We start from the raw sequence: 15,659 nt of genomic DNA, 5'->3' as shown, positions 1-15,659 counted from the left end.
ATATTAATTTATAGGATTTTAAAATCGAGCCGTAAAGATACAAAAATATTAAAGCGCCGCTATGATATTGTATTATCTAGTCTTTTCTTTTTAGGATTTTTACATAAGTATCGGCCCTGGAGTGATATTTTATTACCTTTGGTTGAAATGGCATATTATTAATTTCAGGATAGTATATGGGACAAGAAAAAGAAAAGCGGGCAAATCGACCTGCACTTAGGGAGGAAATACTGGATGTATTTAATGCTAATCCCAAAAGGTCCTTAAACTATAAGCAGGTATCTGCAGCGATGGGTTTGACCAAGAAAAGCAGTCGTCAACTTGTTGAGATGCTTTTGCTTGAAATGACTGAGGAGGGTATATTGAGTGAGGTTGTACCCGGGAAGTACAAGCTACTTTCTTTAGCAGCTCAGATTACCGGTACTGTGGATATGACGGCTGCAGGTTCGGCTTATATAGTACCCGATGAAGGCGGAGAGGATATATTTGTGTCACAGGCTAACCTTAATGGAGCTTTGCATGGGGACAAAGTCAAGGTACTGCTGTTTGCCCGTAAGAAGCGTCGCCAGTTGGAGGGAGAGATCGTTGAGATAATAAAGAGAAAGAGAGAGCTCTTTGTCGGTCAGCTTCAGGTTAGTGAACATTTTGCATTCCTGGTTTGTGACTGGAAGGTAATCAATAGAGATATTTTCATTCCAAAGAACAAACTCAAGGGTGCCGTCAACGGCCAGAAGGCCGTTGTACGGATAGTCGAATGGCCTGTAGGTGCCAAGAATCCGGTTGGTGAGGTCGTTGATGTATTGGGGGACGTAGGAGATAATGATGCTGAAATGCACGCCATCCTTGCCGAATTCAATCTTCCATATTCATATCCGGAAGAAGCAATTGTGGCAGCGGAAAAGATCCCCGATGCAATAACAAAGGAGGAGATAGCAAAGCGAAGAGATTTCAGAAATGTCACCACCTTCACTATAGACCCGGTAGATGCAAAGGACTTTGATGATGCCCTTTCTATTCAGCAACTAGGTGAAGATTTGTGGGAGATTGGAGTTCACATCGCTGATGTGACTCATTATGTAAAGCCCGACTCGGTGATAGATAATGAGGCCTATGAAAGGGCAACCTCTGTGTATCTAGTTGACCGTACTGTACCTATGCTGCCCGAACGTCTTAGCAATTACCTTTGCTCACTCCGTCCAGGAGAGGACAAGCTTTGCTTTTCTGCAGTATTCAAGATGAATGGCCATGGGCATGTTCAGGAGTCATGGATAGGAAGGACTATAATACATTCCGACAAGAGGTTTACCTATGAAGAGGCACAGCTTGTTATTGAAACAGGCGAGGGGCCTTTTGCAGAAGAACTGAAGGTGCTTAACTCTATTGCAAAAGAACTTCGGGCTGGACGATATCGTAAAGGCGCAATCAATTTTGAAAGGGTAGAGGTCAGATTCCAGCTTGACGAGAAAGGCAAACCAATATCAGTGTACTTCAAAGAGTCCAAGGAGGCTAACAATCTTATCGAGGAATTTATGCTTATGGCCAACAAGCGTGTGGCTGAGTTGATAGCAACAAACGAACTTGAGAAGAATAAGAAAAGTGAGCCCAAGACCTTTGTGTATCGTATTCATGATGTACCTGATACAGATAAATTCGAAGCTTTTGCTAAATTTGTCAGGAAATTTGGACTGGATGCTAATCCGGAACCAAAGGAAAGCCTCAGTCAGGCATTGAACCGATTGTTGAAGTCGGTAAAGGGTCGTAGTGAGCAGAATATAGTTGAAACACTGGCTGTGAGGACAATGGCCAAGGCTGTTTATTCAACCCGTAATATTGGTCATTATGGACTTGCTTTCAGGCATTATTCACATTTTACGTCTCCAATTCGACGCTATCCTGATATGATGGCGCATCGTTTGTTGCAGAGATATATGGATGGAGATAAGAGTGTGCCGGCTGACAAGTATGAGGAAATGTGCGAGCATTGTTCAGAGATGGAGCAGCGTGCTGCAGATGCTGAACGTGCATCAATAAAATACAAACAGGTAGAATTCCTTAAGGATCGTGTGGGTGAAGTGTTTGATGGAGTGATTTCGGGAGTTAGTGAGTGGGGTGTTTACGTTGAATTGGTTGACAGCAAATGTGAGGGTTTGATTCCTGTCAGGGAGCTAGATGATGATTATTATACCTTTGATGAGGAAAATTACATGCTGGTCGGAAGACGATATAAACGTAAGTTCCAGCTTGGCGACGCAGTAAAGATTCAAGTACTTAAGGCTAATCTTGAAAAACGTCAGCTAGACTTTACGTTAGCACCTTAATCAGTCTGATGACTCGTATTATTGATAAAACACGCTGTTAGAGAGCGTTTACGAAACAATTTTCAAACTTGCGTGTTATAAAGTAAAAAATTGAAATATGAGTTTGGAAAGCAGTTCACTTACACCTTCACAGGATGCTAACAGGAGTGCCATTCTTGATGCAGCCAGGGATTTGTTTGCACGTTATGGTTTCAAGAAAACCACGATGGAAGACATTGCAATGGCTCTTAGAAAGGGAAAAAGTTCTCTTTATTACTATTTCAAAAATAAGGAGGATATTTTCCAGGCTGTAATTGATTCTGAGTCTGAAATCCTCTTCAAGAAACTGAAGGAGGTCGTGGACTCGGATTTAAGCCCAAAGGATAAGCTGCGTAATTATGTAATAGTCCGTATGCAGACAATTAGTCAGCTTGCCAATTACCAGAAGGTATTAAAGGAAGATTTTTACGGGGAGTACAACTTTCTGGGTGCAAATAGGAAGAAAGGAGAGTCTGTCGAAGAGGCCTATCTGAAGACCATTCTTGAAGTCGGAGTTCGCAACGGAGTCTTTAACATCAGGGATATACAACTTGGTGCAATGAGTATTGCTGTTGTACTGCGTGGACTTGAAATTCCCCTTTTCAGAGGATCCACAAGTGTTCAGGATTTGAGTGGCCAGTTGGACAACATCTTAAACATTTTCTTTTACGGTTTAGTAAAGAATTAAGAGGTAAAAAGATATGCCGGTTAACATTCCTGATTCTCTACCTGCAAAATCACTTTTGGAGGCGGAGAATGTATTTGTTATGAGTCAGAGTCGTGCGCAGTCGCAGGACATTAGACCATTGAAAATACTTATATTGAATCTGATGCCGTTGAAAAGCGTAACGGAGGCTCATCTGCTCAGGGTATTGTCAAATTCCCCCTTGCAGGTAGAGGTTGAACTTATGATGGCATCTTCGCATGCACATAAACATACCTCTCAGGAACATTTACTGGCGTTTTATAAGACCTTTGATGAGGTTAAAACCCGATACTTTGACGGTTTGATAATCACAGGAGCTCCTGTTGAGCTGATGGAATTTGAGGCAGTTAATTACTGGAAGGAACTCTGTGAAATAATGGAGTGGAGCAAGCAGCATGTTACTTCAACATTCCATATCTGTTGGGGAGCACAGGCCGGTCTCTATTATCATTATGGTATCAAAAAGTATGAATTGCATAAGAAGATGTTCGGGGTCTTCAGTCATAGTGTGGAAGTGCCTACCGAACCTCTGCTTAGGGGTTTTGACGATTGGTACTATGCTCCACACTCAAGATATACAGAGGTTCGTGCTGACGAAATAAGGAATACGAAAGGATTGGTTATCTTAAGTGAATCGCCTGAAGCAGGAGTATATATAGTTGTATCAGAGGATAGAAAGCAGATATTTGTAACAGGTCACCCTGAATATGATCGTAATACTCTTGCCGAGGAATACTGGAGGGATGTAAACAAGGGAATGGAGATTGCAGTGCCAGAGAATTATTACAGCAATGACAACCCAGAAGGTGAGCCTGCTGTAAACTGGCGAGGTCATGCCCACCTGTTATATTCCAACTGGTTAAATTATTACGTATATCAGCTGACTCCCTACAAGTTCAATCACGAACATTAAGGACTAGCGAAGAGAAAAACGCACTGTTTTCAGGTGAAAGCCATCAGCGAATATATCGCAGATGTATTCGCCTGATTGTAGTTCACCTGCATCAGCATTATAGAAGATGCATACATCTACTTCTTCACCACCATATTCTATAGATCTTTTTGCAGAATAGTTGATGTCTGAATCCTCAAATCTGAACCTGTCGTCCAGGGAGTGGGTAAGTAATTGGCCGTCAGGTCTTTCGATACGAAGATAGAAATCTTTCATACCCACAGGTGAAGTCACGTTCTTTAGAACGGTGAAACAGACTCTGATTTTTGTTACCCTGTTGGCGCGGTCGCTTTTGCGTTCAGAGGCGGTAAGTCCCGTTACCTCAGTATTTGTAACATCAAGTCTGCTGGCGATAGTAACCTTCTGTTCAAGCTCTGCCTTAACCTCTTCCAACTGTTTATATGAACTTTGAATCTGGTTGTATCTTCTCCTGTGCTCAAGGTTCTCCTGTGTTAGTTCCTGATTACGGGCGTTTAGAGAATCAATCTGTACAATATAGGATCTTAATACACCTCTGAGAGTTGATAGTTCTTTCTGGTACTCTCTGATTTTAGCAGTATTCGTAGCCTTTACTGTCTTTATCTCTTCAATAAGCTGAGCTACCCTGTCCCTTTCTATTTGCAGGAGATAATTGATAGAGTCATTGTCGCTTTGAAGAGAGTCGTAATTCATAACCAGGCTCTGATATTCTTCTGTCAGAATATCCTTTTCCTCATTCAGATTCTCAACAATAGTGTTAAGTTGCCTGTTTTGAAAAATAAATAACAGGGAAATCACAACCAGCAGTATTCCGGCAGTTATTGCAGCTGCAATCAGCTTCCTGTTTTTATTGGGTGTAGTGTTATTTGACGTTTCCATAATTTCCTGCATTATACAGGACAAAAATATCACATTTTGCCTTTCGGGCAATATTAAGGTATGATTTATGCTTACTGTCTATATGTTTTAAGTTCTGAATTAATAAAGTTTTTACCTTTGTTACTTTAAAATGATATAAAACTGCAGGTTGGATGAAACTGAAACAGTGGTTTAGACATATGTTGTTATTCAGATATAGAGGGCTGGTTCAGCTTGGGCTGTTTTTGACCTTGATTATTGGGTTTTGGGGTTGTGCAAGTACTGGCATGCCTACTGGGGGACCAAAGGATGAAGAGCCACCCTATATGGTTAAGTCAATACCTGCAGCTAATTCTCTGAGTTTTCTTGGAGATGAGATCAGAATTGAATTTAACGAAATAATCCAGGTCTCAGACATTTTTCAAAAGCTGATGGTGTCACCACCAGTCAACAAGCAGCCTGCTGTTACCACCCGCGGTAAGACCATGATTGTTAAGTTTCAGGAAGATCTTCAACCCAATGCAACCTACACACTTGATTTTGCTGATGCAATCAAGGACAACAATGAAGGGAATGTCTTAGAGAATTTTGCATTTTCTTTCTCGACGGGAGACTACATTGATAGTATGGCTATTTCCGGCCATTTATTGGACGCATCAGACCTTTCTCCGGTAGCCAATGCTTTGGTAATGGTTTATTCCAATCATGCTGACTCGGCCTTTCGTACTCTTGTGCCCCTGCGGGTCACAAGAACTAATGCGGAAGGATATTTCTCGATAAAGAACCTGGCTCCAATTGGATATAAGTTGTATGCACTTGAGGATGCCAACAGAAATTACAAGTACGATCAGCCTGGTGAGAGGATAGCCTGGTATGATGAGATCATTACACCATACTATGGCTTTCATGAGAGGATTGACTCGGTAGGAAGTGACTCAGCTGTTGTGGTACAGGTACCTGCGTTTCTGCCAGATAGTTTGCGTCTCTTTATGTTTCAGGAGGATAATGTAGCCCCTTACCTGACAGATTATAAGCGTCCAGCTCGCAACAAGGCGGATCTGTATTTCAGCAGGCCAATGGATGTAAAGGCCGAAGTAAAGGTTGTAGGCAGAGAAGATGCTGATTTATTTATACTTGAGAATTCGCCGCGAAATGATAGCATTACAGTTTGGCTTAGGGATAGTGTATTGATTAATTCTGATTCATTGCTGTTGCATTTGAGATATCAGGTGCTTGACTCGCTTAAACAACCAGAATGGAAGAACGACACAATCAATGCTTTTTTTATTGACTATGGAGGAAGTCAGCGTGAAGGAAGAGGGCGTAAAAAGGATGATGAGCAGGTTGAACTCCCATCGCTAAGAGTTGATGGTATAAAGCCAACATTTGGGATACTTGACAGGTTGACACTGACCTTCCCTACTCCCTTGGATAAGGCAGACGGCAATGCAATAAGACTGTCTCAGGAGCTTGATAGCACCCTGGTTCCTGTTGATATCAGACTCGTAAAAGACAGCATCTATATACGACAATACGCAGTTGATTTTAAGCGCGAGGCCGGTTCTGCCTATGTAGTTGAAATAGATTCAGCAGCTTTTACAGATATTTATGGTGTATCAAACAAGCCTGTAAGGCAGCGTTTTACTGTAAGTGCTGCTGATACCTATGCTACACTGTATATAGAGGTAGCTCAGCCTGATAAATCCTGGGTACTTGAAGTGCTCGACAGGCAGGAGAATATTGTAAGGACTTCCAAAGTACCAACAAATGGCAAGATGGGATTTAGATATCTGAGGCCTGGAGATTACCTTATCAGAATTGTTGAGGACGTGAATGGTAATGGCAAGTGGGATGTTGGTGATTTTGAAAAAGGTATTCAGCCGGAGAAACTATATTACTATCCTGAATACATAAATGCCAGAGCAAACTGGGATCATTTCATAAACTTTGATCCTTCGACCTTTGATATTTATGACTTTGTTGCCAGAATGAGAAAGTCGCAGTCTTCAAGAAAAAAATAGCATTAAATATGGGGCGAACCAATATGACAAGAGTGCTCACAACGGTATTGCTATCGTTGTTATTGAGCCCTTCATTGCTAAAGGGTAATGGTAACTGCACTGTTACCAACTTCGTTTTTAAGGACGGAGAAAAAGTGACATATAATGCTGTTTACAACTGGGGTTTTATATGGTTAAATGCAGGTCTTGTAACATTCACCGTTGATTCAGTAAAAAAAGACAGCAAGCCTGCATATCATTTTAAAGCAGTAGGCGTAACCCACAAGGGTTACGACAAATTATTCATGGTCAGAGATACCTTTCAGTCTTTTGTAGATCCAATCAGTATGAAGCCCTTTGAATTTATAAGAAGTACTCAGGAGGGCTCTTATAAAGCATATGAATACTATTCATTTGATAAGGACAAGAGGAAGATAAATACTAAAATCAGCAAGGAAGGTGGAGCTCCTATTTACAAGACCATTGACTGGCCTGAGTGCGGTCTGGACATAGTAAGCCTTGTCTATTATGCCCGTAACCTGGATTTCTCAAAATATAAACCAGGAGATAAGATCCCTATAGTGATGATTGTTGATGGAGAGGTATTTGATCTCTATATCAGATACCTTGGGCGGGAAGAGATTAAGACCCGTGATGGCAGACGTTTTCGTTGTCTTAAGTTCACTCCCTTGCTAGTTGAGGGAACCATCTTTAATGCGGGTGAAGATATGACAGTATGGATGACTGATGATAATGCTCGTATTCCTATTCTGGTTGAGGCAAAGATTCTTGTCGGATCTGTGAAGGCTGTGTTTGTTGATGCACAAGGTCTGCGCAACCCAATCACTGCCGAGATCTTAGGCAAATAAGATTTACTGCTTCAGCGCAATGCTCTCAAGAGAGAGTGAATCTGGAAGTTCAAATCTGCTTTCAAATACTTCCTGTACAGGGGTGGATTTATTTGATTTTTTCTTTGGGCTTGTTTCGGACGATACCTTTGTGATGCAGATAAAGTTCTGGTAAAACTGAACCTGTTCAAAGTAGTTTAACTTGATAAATGTGGGACTCATAAGGTATTTTTTTACCCAGAAGTCAGAGTATAACCCTGAGTTCATGTTTTGAAGCCCTTTTATCTTCATATAATAATCCAGCAGTTCTTCTTCTGAGAATCTGTTACAAGTGAATTCGCGGAAAGATTTCAGAATAACCTGCATTTGCTGTTCGCCTTCCGGAAAGATTAAATCTCTCAGGTGACGCTGAGCTTTTTTCCTGATAAGATCCGGTATCATGTATCTGTATGCAACAATTGCAGTCAGGCATATCAGTGCACTGAGAGATAGTATCCAAACCTGCATAAGAACAGAATTAAAGTTGGTTTTTCAAATAACTGCATTCTTATATGGGAATACTGTGAAAATGTTACAGTGTTTTGACGAAAATATTAAATATTATGACGAGTACTTTCAGTTGTGAAATGTGTTGAATTTCAACAGGATGAAGTATTTGTGCCCATGGTGCTACAACCGTAATAGCCTTTCCAACAGTGAGCTAAGTGTAGCTGTGACAAATTCATCCTGACTAATGGCAAGATGTCTGGAAGAATGATATTGAGAAAGATACTCCTGTTCAGTCTGTCCGGGAGTTGGAATGATAATAGCTGATCTGCCCAGGTAATAGAGGTCCATAATTGTAGAGTACCCTGATCTGCATACTATGTAGGGAGTGCGTGTAAGCAAGGCTTTTAATTGTGCAGTCTCAAGATGAGGTGCCAGATCAGGTCCCTGGTCTGTTTTTACTATTTTGGGAGCTCCCTGTTCCGGTCTGCCTGTCAGAATAAGGCTTTTGCCGGAGTATGTAGAAAACTGCCTTATCATTATATCGAGTAGGATGGAGCGCTGTGGTTCGGGTCCCGAAACTATTCCTAGCAGTTCATATTCATTAGCAGATGTTGACTCCTGCTGGTTTTCGGACCGAAATATATCTGGTTTGTCGCAGTCGGTAAATCTTGACTGAGGTCCGATGAACCTTACGTTGTAGGGGAGGGGATAGCGATGAACCAATAAACCTGCGAGCGAGTCAGGCATTGGCAGGTCGGGTACCCAGCATTCATCAAAGGATTTTATCACAGTTTGGAATACCCAGGCTGCTATAGGTTCTGCCCACTTTAATAACCGCGGCATAATTGGGGCTAACTGATGAGTTATTAAGATATTTTTTATCCCGCCTTGCCTTACTCCATACCTGTTGTCTGAAATAATGCAATCTGCTTTATGTCTGGTTACAAGGGTTTTAGTGAAGCGTCGTTCCCGAAAGTACCAAAGAAGCAGGAGAGGCAGGTCTGCCAGCAGTCTTGGCACAAGATGGCTGCTTCGTGAATATCTTATCCGGGCACCTTCGAAGGTGTCGAGCTCAAGCTCCGGTACTTCGTTTATGAAGAGTGGCTTAAGCTGAGGAGAGCAGGCTACCACGACCTTGATACCCCTTGAGGTCAATATTCTGATGATGGGGATGCATCGTGTGGCATGTCCCAGTCCCCAGTCGAGCGGGCAAACAAGCACTTTAGTTGCCTGCAATTGGTATATGGGACTCTCTGTCATAGCTGCCTTATTCGGTTAGCTGAACCTTGATACCTTCCTTCTCTACCAGCGAAGCAATTTCTTTGAGACGCTTTCCTTCGACCTTCTGGAGAGTGTCCACAGGAGTATCTCTGGCTATGGAATAAACCATAACCTCACCCGGAGCGATGTATTTTATAAGCTTTAGCCATTCAGCTACTTCATGGTCGCTACTATTGTCAATTAGTTCCCCGTTGTAGTGGCCCTTAATAAAAAGGCTCTGTATTATCACCTTTCCATCAAAGCGTTTGAGATTTTCTACATAGGATTGAAGATTGAATTTCCCTGATGGTCGATCAAGCAGCTTTATTGTATTTTCCGATCCTGCATCAAGTTTCAGGATATTGTCATCTACCTTGAGCAGTGCATTGAATACACGCGGTGAACCAATCCTTGAGCCATTGGATAGTACCGCTATTTTTGCTGAAGGACAGTACTTATCTCTAAGTACACAAGTTGAATCGATGATTTCCGGAAAATCAGGATGAAGAGTTGGTTCACCGTTACCGGCAAAGGTCAGTACGTCCGGCAGCCGGCCGCTGCCGGACATCTCCTGGAGTTTAAGCTCCAGATATTTAGTGATTTCGTCTACCGTGGGTAATTCTGCTTTTGGTGCTCCTACATCGGGATTTAATCCGCATTCGCAATATAGGCAATCGAACGAGCATAGCTTCCTGTCGACCGGTAAGAGGTTAATTCCCAGTGAACAACCAAGTCTGCGACTGTTAACCGGTCCAAAGATTATTTCGCCGAATAGAAATGTGGGCATTTGCTTTTTTTTGAAGTCAAAGTTAGCAGTAATTTCATATCTTTGACTGGATAAAGGCAAGACAGAATGTTTTTTAAGGATATAGCTGGCCAACAGTTGATAAAGGATCATTTGTTGCGCAGTGTAAAGGAGGATCGCATAAGTCATGCCCAGCTTTTTGCGGGTGGTGAAGGCACTGGCTCCTTCCTGCTTGCACTTGCCTATGCTCAATATCTTAACTGTTTGAACAGGGGAGAGCACGATGCCTGTGGTACCTGCAGTTCCTGCGTCAAGGCATCTAAGATGGTGCACCCCGATATTCACTTTGTTTTTCCTGTGATCAAGGAGGGGAGTAAGGCAGTAAGTGACGACCGCATCAAGGAGTTCAGGGAGTTTGTACTTGAACGCCAGTACTTCAGTGCCGGACAGTGGTTTGACAGGATCTCAGATGGTAAGAAGTCGGGTGTGATCTATGACGATGAGAGCGCTGTGATACTCCGCAAGCTCTCTATGAAGAACTTTGAGGGTCGTTATAAGATTATGATAATATGGCTGCCCGAGCGCATGAATGTCAGTGGTGCGAATAAGTTGCTTAAGATCCTTGAGGAGCCACCGACAAGTACTGTTTTCCTGCTGGTTTCTGAGAATCCACAGTCTCTGCTTGCAACTATCCTTTCCCGTACACAAATGCTTAATGTTCCTCCAATTGAAACGGAGAGTCTTGTAGAGGCTTTGAAGCAGAAGTATGATTTTTCTGAGTCTGAGATAAATCTAGCTGCACGCCTGTCCAAAGGAAACTATGTAAGGGCAGTTGATTACCTTAGCTCATCCAGGGATCAGAGTGTTTTCTTTGAGATGTTCACAAGCCTTATGAGGTCTACTTACTCGCGCAAGGTGTTTGATATTATGAAATGGGTTGATGAGGTAGCACCTTTATCGCGCGACAAATTGAAGGCATTTATAGATTATGCTACAGGAATGCTGAGAGAAAGTTATATTTATAATTTCAGAAAACCTGAATTGGTGTATCTTAGTCCTGGCGAGGAAGACTTCGTAAGGAAGTTTTCCCCCTTTATTAATGACAATAATATTGAGGATATGACTGAAGAATTGAAATTGGCATATTCTCACATTGAACAAAATGGCAACGCCAGAATTGTATTGCTCGACATGGCGTTGAAGATGGTGATGATGTTCAAGTCATAAGTCTTTTATATCCCTTTACGGGAGAAAACAATATAAATCAGGGCCTTTCAAGCCCACAAATTGATGTAGCGTATGAGCGAACAAGATATAGTCGTAACAGGAAGCAAATGTGATTCCTGTGGTGACAGGTGTGGCAAGCTGGATGTTTTTGACTGGTTGGCGGATTTACCTGAAAGTGTTCAAAACTGCGATATTGTTGAAGTTCAGTTTAAGAACACCCGCAAGGGGTATTACAAGAATTCTGCACAACTAAAACTTGCCAAAGGTGATGTAGTGGCGGTGGAAGCATCGCCTGGTCATGACATTGGTATAGTAAGTCTGACTGGAGATTTGGTGCTGCTTCAGATGAAGAAGAACGGAGTTTCTCCGGATAATTATGAGTTTAAACGCGTCTATCGCAAGGCAAAGCAACTTGATATTGAGAAGTGGGAAGAAGCTAAGGGGCTTGAAAGAGAGACCATGCTGGAGTCCCGCCGAATTGCCCAGAACCTGGGACTTAATATGAAGATTGGGGATGTTGAATATCAAGGTGACAGGACAAAGGCGATTTTCTACTATATAGCCGATGAAAGGGTTGACTTCAGGGAACTTATCAAGGTTCTTGCCGATCGTTTCAAGGTAAGGATAGAGATGAGGCAAATCGGCGCCCGCCAGGAGGCAGGGCGCATAGGTGGTATCGGACCGTGTGGCAGGGAACTTTGCTGCTCAACCTGGATAACCAACTTCAAGTCAGTTAGCACTACTGCAGCCAGGTATCAGGAAATTTCACTTAATCCACAGAAGCTGGCCGGTCAATGTGGAAAGTTGAAGTGCTGCCTCAACTATGAACTTGATGCATATATAGAAGCACAGCAGGACTTCCCAGATACATCCACGCCTATTGACACACAGGATGGACTTTATTTCCACCTTAAGACAGATGTGTTTAAGCGTTTGATGTGGTACTGCTCTAGCAGGGACAGTGGAGGTTCTGGCAATATAGTAACCCTTTCTGTTGACAGCGTTAAAGAGTATCTCAAGCTAAACAAGAAAGGAATAAGAATCAAGGAGCTTGAAGCTGAGGTTGAAGTTAAGGAAAAGGGACCGAGCGAACCGGGATATGCAAACGTTATTGAAGAGGAAAGCCTAACTCGCTTCGACGATAAGGCAAAGAAGGGAAATAACAATAATAACAGGAGAAGAAAGAAGGCCCGCCGTACCGGTAAACCAAACAACAACAAGGGTATATCAAACAATGGTAATGACTAGGTTTTTATTGCTAGCACTGCTTGCTGTCTGCACTTCCTGTGCAGACAGGGTGATTTATTCGGAGTCTATTGATATAGACAAGACCGGATGGGATATTAATGACACCCTTTATTTTGATGTTGAGCTGACCGATACCATTTCCCTGCTTGATATCGGTATGACTATTACCCATACTGATGACTACCCTTATTCAAATATCTGGCTCTTCCTTGAGGTGAGCAGTGATAATGGTAGTCAGTTCACTGACACACTTAACTACATAATAGCTGAGAGTAGTGGTAAGTGGGTTGGTGCGAAAAAGGGTAAGAACTATGTTGTTAATATCTCATACAGGGATTATGTGAAAATGGCTCACACAGGGAATTACCGCTTTGCAATCAGACAAGGCATGCGAGAGGAGAAACTCAGAGGAGTAAGTAAACTGGAATTCCGTATCAACAAATCAGAGAAATAGTTTGGCCAGGAAGATGAATAAACTGGAGAAGTTTGCCGAGATGGACAAACTTCCCAACGTGATTCAGGCTGATTTCAGCGAAGTATTCAGGACGGATTACAAGTTAAAAGGCAGGTGGTCTGCTGAGTTTTTTGGCAACACCAATCCTGTTGTTTTGGAACTTGGTTGTGGCAGGGGAGAATATACTGTTGCGCTTGCCAGGAAATATCCGGACAAGAATTTTATTGGGGTGGACATCAAAGGGGCAAGAATGTACAATGGAGCAAGTACTGCGTACAAAGAGGGTCTAAGGAACGCTGCTTTTATCAGAAGCAGGATAGAGATGATAGGTTCTTTCTTTGCTCCATCAGAGATTGATGAGATTTGGCTGACCTTCCCCGATCCACAGATGCAAAAGACACGCAAGCGTCTTACCGCCTGCAGGTTTTTAGAGTTATATGCCAGATTCCTAAAGCCAGGAGGTATTATCCATCTTAAAACCGACAGTAACTTTATGTACATCTATACCCGTGAGCTGGTGCTCCATAATGGGTTGACAATGATTACGGATCAATCAGATCTATACAATTCCGGGTTTGAGGATGAGATACTGTCAGTGAGAACGTATTACGAGGAGCGTTTCCTTGGACAGGGTATGGCAATCAAGTATTTGAGTTTCAGACTTGACAACAAGAATACGCTTGTTGAGCCGCAGGTTGATATTCCCCGGGACAACTACCGAAACACAGGCAGAAGAGTTGCATTCGATGACCAGCAAGGATAAACCCAAAGATCAGGGCTTTTTTGATCTTGTATATGAGGTTGCTCGACTGATTCCAGAGGGCAGGGTAACTTCCTATGGAGCCATTGCTGTTGCAATTGGTTCCCCTGGTGCTGCTCGAATGGTGGGTTGGGCATTGAATAATCTTGGGCCAGGACTGGATGATGTCCCGGCCCACAGAGTTGTCAACCGCAACGGCATGCTTACAGGAAAACATGCCTTCAGGTCGGGGACCTCGATGGAGGAACTGCTACGTAGGGAGGGGATTGAGGTTGTCGATGACAAGGTTCAGTGCTTTGAGATGCTTTTCTGGGATCCAATTAAGGAGATTCCGAATCTGTAATAATCAGATTATTGCTATCCGTTTTTATTTTAGTATTTTTGCTACAGTTTTTAATTGGTTTAAATAAAACAACATGAGCTTTTATCCGAAGCTGGTGCTTGATGCTCTCAAGCATGTGGTTCACCCGGGCAAGGGCAAGGATATTGTCAGCCTGGAGATGGTAGAGGATGATATCCGCATTGATGGCAAGCGAATCAGTTTTTCCTTGCTTTTTGATCGCGCAAATGATCCCATGATAGGTCCCATTAAAAGTGCTGCCGAGAAGGCCATAGAGACCTATATTGGTGACGGTGTTGAGATCAAGGGTAATATTTATGTCAAGGTTAAGCCAAGGCAGGTAAAGAAGATCGAGGAGCCCCCTTTGAGCGGGATAAAGAATATTGTAGCTATCTCATCAGGTAAGGGAGGAGTTGGCAAATCTACTGTAAGCAGCAACCTTGCGGTTGCGCTTGCCCTTAAGGGATACAGTGTAGGTTTGCTTGATGCTGATATTTACGGGCCTTCTGTACCTAAGATGTTTGCTACCGAAGATGCACGTCCCTATGTAGAGAAGGTTGATGGAAAGGACAGGATTATCCCGGTAGAGAAATATGGTGTAAAACTGCTTAGTATAGGATATTTTGTCAATCCCACTGATGCTCTTGTATGGAGAGGGGCGATGGCAACCTCTGCAGTAAGGCAGCTGATAGCTGATGGTCTGTGGGGTGATTTGGATTATTTGCTGATAGACTTGCCTCCAGGCACAGGTGATATTCACCTGACCATAGTGCAGACAATTGCTTTGACAGGAGCTGTTGTAGTAAGTACACCTCAGGATGTTGCACTTGCTGATGCACGCAAGGGTATCAGTATGTTTCAGGGTAAACAGATAAATGTCCCGGTATTGGGACTTGTGGAGAATATGGCATGGTTTACCCCTGCTGAGCTGCCTGAGAACAGGTACTATATTTTTGGACAGGGAGGATGCAGGAAGCTGGCAGAGGAGACAGGCACACCGCTACTTGGAGAAATCCCGATAGTACAAAGTATCAGGGAGGGTGGAGATGAAGGTATGCCAGCAGCGCTTAATACTGATAGTATCACAGGAGTTGCATTCTCAAAACTAGCTGATGCAGTTGTTGAAGCAGTTGAGAAGCGCAACAGCCAGCTGCCACGTACGAAAATAGTTGAAGTTAACAGAAAATAAGAGGGGTATAGAGTAATGGATAATAGCGAGAAAGACATTGTTTTGAAGGAGGTGGCGGCTGCTCTGGATGAGATCCGTCCTTATCTGCAGGCTGATGGTGGTGATATCAACATCATTGATCTTACTGATGAGTGGATATTGAAGGTTCAGCTTATAGGTGCATGTGACGGTTGCCCAATGAGTATGCAGACCCTTCGCAATGGGGTTGAGATGGTTATCAGAACCAAGGTTCCGGTAGTTAGGGAAGTCGTTGCAGTATAAGTTGTGC

16 protein-coding genes are annotated in these 15,659 nt (G+C 42.9%); 12 read left to right on the top strand and 4 right to left on the bottom strand.

All coding sequences use genetic code 11. From position 1 onward, the window contains the following. Nucleotides 1-176 precede the first annotated feature (176 nt). The 3 genes from rnr (at nucleotide 177) to metA (ending at nucleotide 3,955) form a co-directional block, all read left to right on the top strand. Nucleotides 177-2,318, top strand: a complete 2,142-nt coding sequence (gene rnr, locus M9189_RS12220; RefSeq protein WP_250723607.1) for a ribonuclease R — start codon at nucleotides 177-179, stop codon at nucleotides 2,316-2,318. Nucleotides 2,319-2,415: 97 nt separating this feature from the next. After that, nucleotides 2,416-3,024 carry a TetR/AcrR family transcriptional regulator gene (locus tag M9189_RS12215; RefSeq protein WP_250723605.1) on the top strand — a complete coding sequence of 203 codons (609 nt, stop codon included), beginning with the start codon at nucleotides 2,416-2,418 and terminating at the stop codon, nucleotides 3,022-3,024. Nucleotides 3,025-3,037: 13 nt separating this feature from the next. After that, nucleotides 3,038-3,955 (top strand): homoserine O-acetyltransferase MetA, encoded by a 918-nt coding sequence (gene metA, locus M9189_RS12210; RefSeq protein WP_250723603.1) that lies wholly within the window; start codon nucleotides 3,038-3,040, stop codon nucleotides 3,953-3,955. Between the two features lie 3 nt (nucleotides 3,956-3,958). Here the strand turns inward: metA and M9189_RS12205 are convergent, their stop codons facing one another. Further along, on the bottom strand, nucleotides 3,959-4,852 hold the full coding sequence (locus tag M9189_RS12205) for a hypothetical protein (protein ID WP_250723602.1): 894 nt from the start codon (nucleotides 4,850-4,852) through the stop codon (nucleotides 3,959-3,961). Between the two features lie 152 nt (nucleotides 4,853-5,004). Between M9189_RS12205 and M9189_RS12200 the strand changes: the two genes are divergently transcribed. Continuing rightward, a complete protein-coding gene (locus M9189_RS12200; protein WP_250723600.1) occupies nucleotides 5,005-6,852 on the top strand; it encodes an Ig-like domain-containing protein in 1,848 nt (615 codons plus the stop codon). A gap of 8 nt (nucleotides 6,853-6,860) precedes the next feature. After that, the gene (locus tag M9189_RS12195) at nucleotides 6,861-7,700 is read left to right on the top strand and encodes a DUF3108 domain-containing protein (protein ID WP_250723598.1); all 840 of its coding nucleotides are present in this window, start codon (nucleotides 6,861-6,863) and stop codon (nucleotides 7,698-7,700) included. 3 nt (nucleotides 7,701-7,703) lie between these two features. Here the strand turns inward: M9189_RS12195 and M9189_RS12190 are convergent, their stop codons facing one another. From M9189_RS12190 to M9189_RS12180, 3 genes are all read right to left on the bottom strand, one after another. Then, nucleotides 7,704-8,186 (bottom strand): hypothetical protein, encoded by a 483-nt coding sequence (locus M9189_RS12190; RefSeq protein WP_250723597.1) that lies wholly within the window; start codon nucleotides 8,184-8,186, stop codon nucleotides 7,704-7,706. A gap of 162 nt (nucleotides 8,187-8,348) precedes the next feature. Beyond that, nucleotides 8,349-9,428: a glycosyltransferase gene (locus tag M9189_RS12185; RefSeq protein WP_250723595.1), complete on the bottom strand. Its 1,080-nt coding sequence runs from the start codon at nucleotides 9,426-9,428 to the stop codon at nucleotides 8,349-8,351. Between the two features lie 7 nt (nucleotides 9,429-9,435). After that, nucleotides 9,436-10,215 carry a radical SAM protein gene (locus tag M9189_RS12180; protein ID WP_250723593.1) on the bottom strand — a complete coding sequence of 260 codons (780 nt, stop codon included), beginning with the start codon at nucleotides 10,213-10,215 and terminating at the stop codon, nucleotides 9,436-9,438. A 66-nt stretch (nucleotides 10,216-10,281) separates the two neighbouring features. Between M9189_RS12180 and M9189_RS12175 the strand changes: the two genes are divergently transcribed. From M9189_RS12175 to M9189_RS12145, 7 genes are all read left to right on the top strand, one after another. Then, nucleotides 10,282-11,400, top strand: a complete 1,119-nt coding sequence (locus tag M9189_RS12175) for a DNA polymerase III subunit (RefSeq protein WP_250723591.1) — start codon at nucleotides 10,282-10,284, stop codon at nucleotides 11,398-11,400. 72 nt (nucleotides 11,401-11,472) lie between these two features. After that, on the top strand, nucleotides 11,473-12,648 hold the full coding sequence (locus M9189_RS12170; RefSeq protein WP_250723589.1) for a PSP1 domain-containing protein: 1,176 nt from the start codon (nucleotides 11,473-11,475) through the stop codon (nucleotides 12,646-12,648). Further along, a complete protein-coding gene (locus tag M9189_RS12165; protein WP_250723587.1) occupies nucleotides 12,641-13,102 on the top strand; it encodes a gliding motility lipoprotein GldH in 462 nt (153 codons plus the stop codon). The genes M9189_RS12170 and M9189_RS12165 overlap by 8 nt, the downstream gene beginning before the upstream one ends. 1 nt (nucleotide 13,103) lies before the next feature. Then, nucleotides 13,104-13,865, top strand: a complete 762-nt coding sequence (gene trmB, locus M9189_RS12160; protein ID WP_250723586.1) for a tRNA (guanosine(46)-N7)-methyltransferase TrmB — start codon at nucleotides 13,104-13,106, stop codon at nucleotides 13,863-13,865. Then, nucleotides 13,849-14,205, top strand: coding sequence for an MGMT family protein (locus M9189_RS12155; protein WP_250723584.1), 357 nt, complete (start codon nucleotides 13,849-13,851; stop codon nucleotides 14,203-14,205). Before trmB ends, M9189_RS12155 begins: the two co-directional genes overlap by 17 nt. Before the next feature lie 73 nt (nucleotides 14,206-14,278). Further along, nucleotides 14,279-15,391 (top strand): Mrp/NBP35 family ATP-binding protein, encoded by a 1,113-nt coding sequence (locus M9189_RS12150; protein ID WP_250723582.1) that lies wholly within the window; start codon nucleotides 14,279-14,281, stop codon nucleotides 15,389-15,391. A 15-nt stretch (nucleotides 15,392-15,406) separates the two neighbouring features. Further along, complete coding sequence (locus M9189_RS12145) at nucleotides 15,407-15,652, top strand: NifU family protein (protein WP_250723581.1); 246 nt, start codon at nucleotides 15,407-15,409, stop codon at nucleotides 15,650-15,652. Nucleotides 15,653-15,659: the final 7 nt, after the last annotated feature.

Origin of the sequence: Xiashengella succiniciproducens (assembly GCF_023674465.1) — a bacterium.
GTDB lineage: Bacteria > Bacteroidota > Bacteroidia > Bacteroidales > Marinilabiliaceae > Geofilum > Geofilum succiniciproducens.
This window is presented reverse-complemented; position numbering and strand designations above follow the sequence as displayed.

Bases quoted from the DNA above. Each gene is read 5' to 3' on its own strand.
- rnr (WP_250723607.1), top strand. From the start codon at position 177: ATGGGACAAGAAAAAGAAAAGCGGGCAAATCGACCTGCACTTAGGGAG.
- M9189_RS12215 (WP_250723605.1), top strand. From the start codon at position 2,416: ATGAGTTTGGAAAGCAGTTCACTTACACCTTCACAGGATGCTAACAGG.
- metA (WP_250723603.1), top strand. From the start codon at position 3,038: ATGCCGGTTAACATTCCTGATTCTCTACCTGCAAAATCACTTTTGGAG.
- M9189_RS12205 (WP_250723602.1), bottom strand. From the start codon at position 4,852: ATGGAAACGTCAAATAACACTACACCCAATAAAAACAGGAAGCTGATT.
- M9189_RS12200 (WP_250723600.1), top strand. From the start codon at position 5,005: ATGAAACTGAAACAGTGGTTTAGACATATGTTGTTATTCAGATATAGA.
- M9189_RS12195 (WP_250723598.1), top strand. From the start codon at position 6,861: ATGGGGCGAACCAATATGACAAGAGTGCTCACAACGGTATTGCTATCG.
- M9189_RS12190 (WP_250723597.1), bottom strand. From the start codon at position 8,186: ATGCAGGTTTGGATACTATCTCTCAGTGCACTGATATGCCTGACTGCA.
- M9189_RS12185 (WP_250723595.1), bottom strand. From the start codon at position 9,428: ATGACAGAGAGTCCCATATACCAATTGCAGGCAACTAAAGTGCTTGTT.
- M9189_RS12180 (WP_250723593.1), bottom strand. From the start codon at position 10,215: ATGCCCACATTTCTATTCGGCGAAATAATCTTTGGACCGGTTAACAGT.
- M9189_RS12175 (WP_250723591.1), top strand. From the start codon at position 10,282: ATGTTTTTTAAGGATATAGCTGGCCAACAGTTGATAAAGGATCATTTG.
- M9189_RS12170 (WP_250723589.1), top strand. From the start codon at position 11,473: ATGAGCGAACAAGATATAGTCGTAACAGGAAGCAAATGTGATTCCTGT.
- M9189_RS12165 (WP_250723587.1), top strand. From the start codon at position 12,641: ATGACTAGGTTTTTATTGCTAGCACTGCTTGCTGTCTGCACTTCCTGT.
- M9189_RS12155 (WP_250723584.1), top strand. From the start codon at position 13,849: ATGACCAGCAAGGATAAACCCAAAGATCAGGGCTTTTTTGATCTTGTA.
- M9189_RS12150 (WP_250723582.1), top strand. From the start codon at position 14,279: ATGAGCTTTTATCCGAAGCTGGTGCTTGATGCTCTCAAGCATGTGGTT.
- M9189_RS12145 (WP_250723581.1), top strand. From the start codon at position 15,407: ATGGATAATAGCGAGAAAGACATTGTTTTGAAGGAGGTGGCGGCTGCT.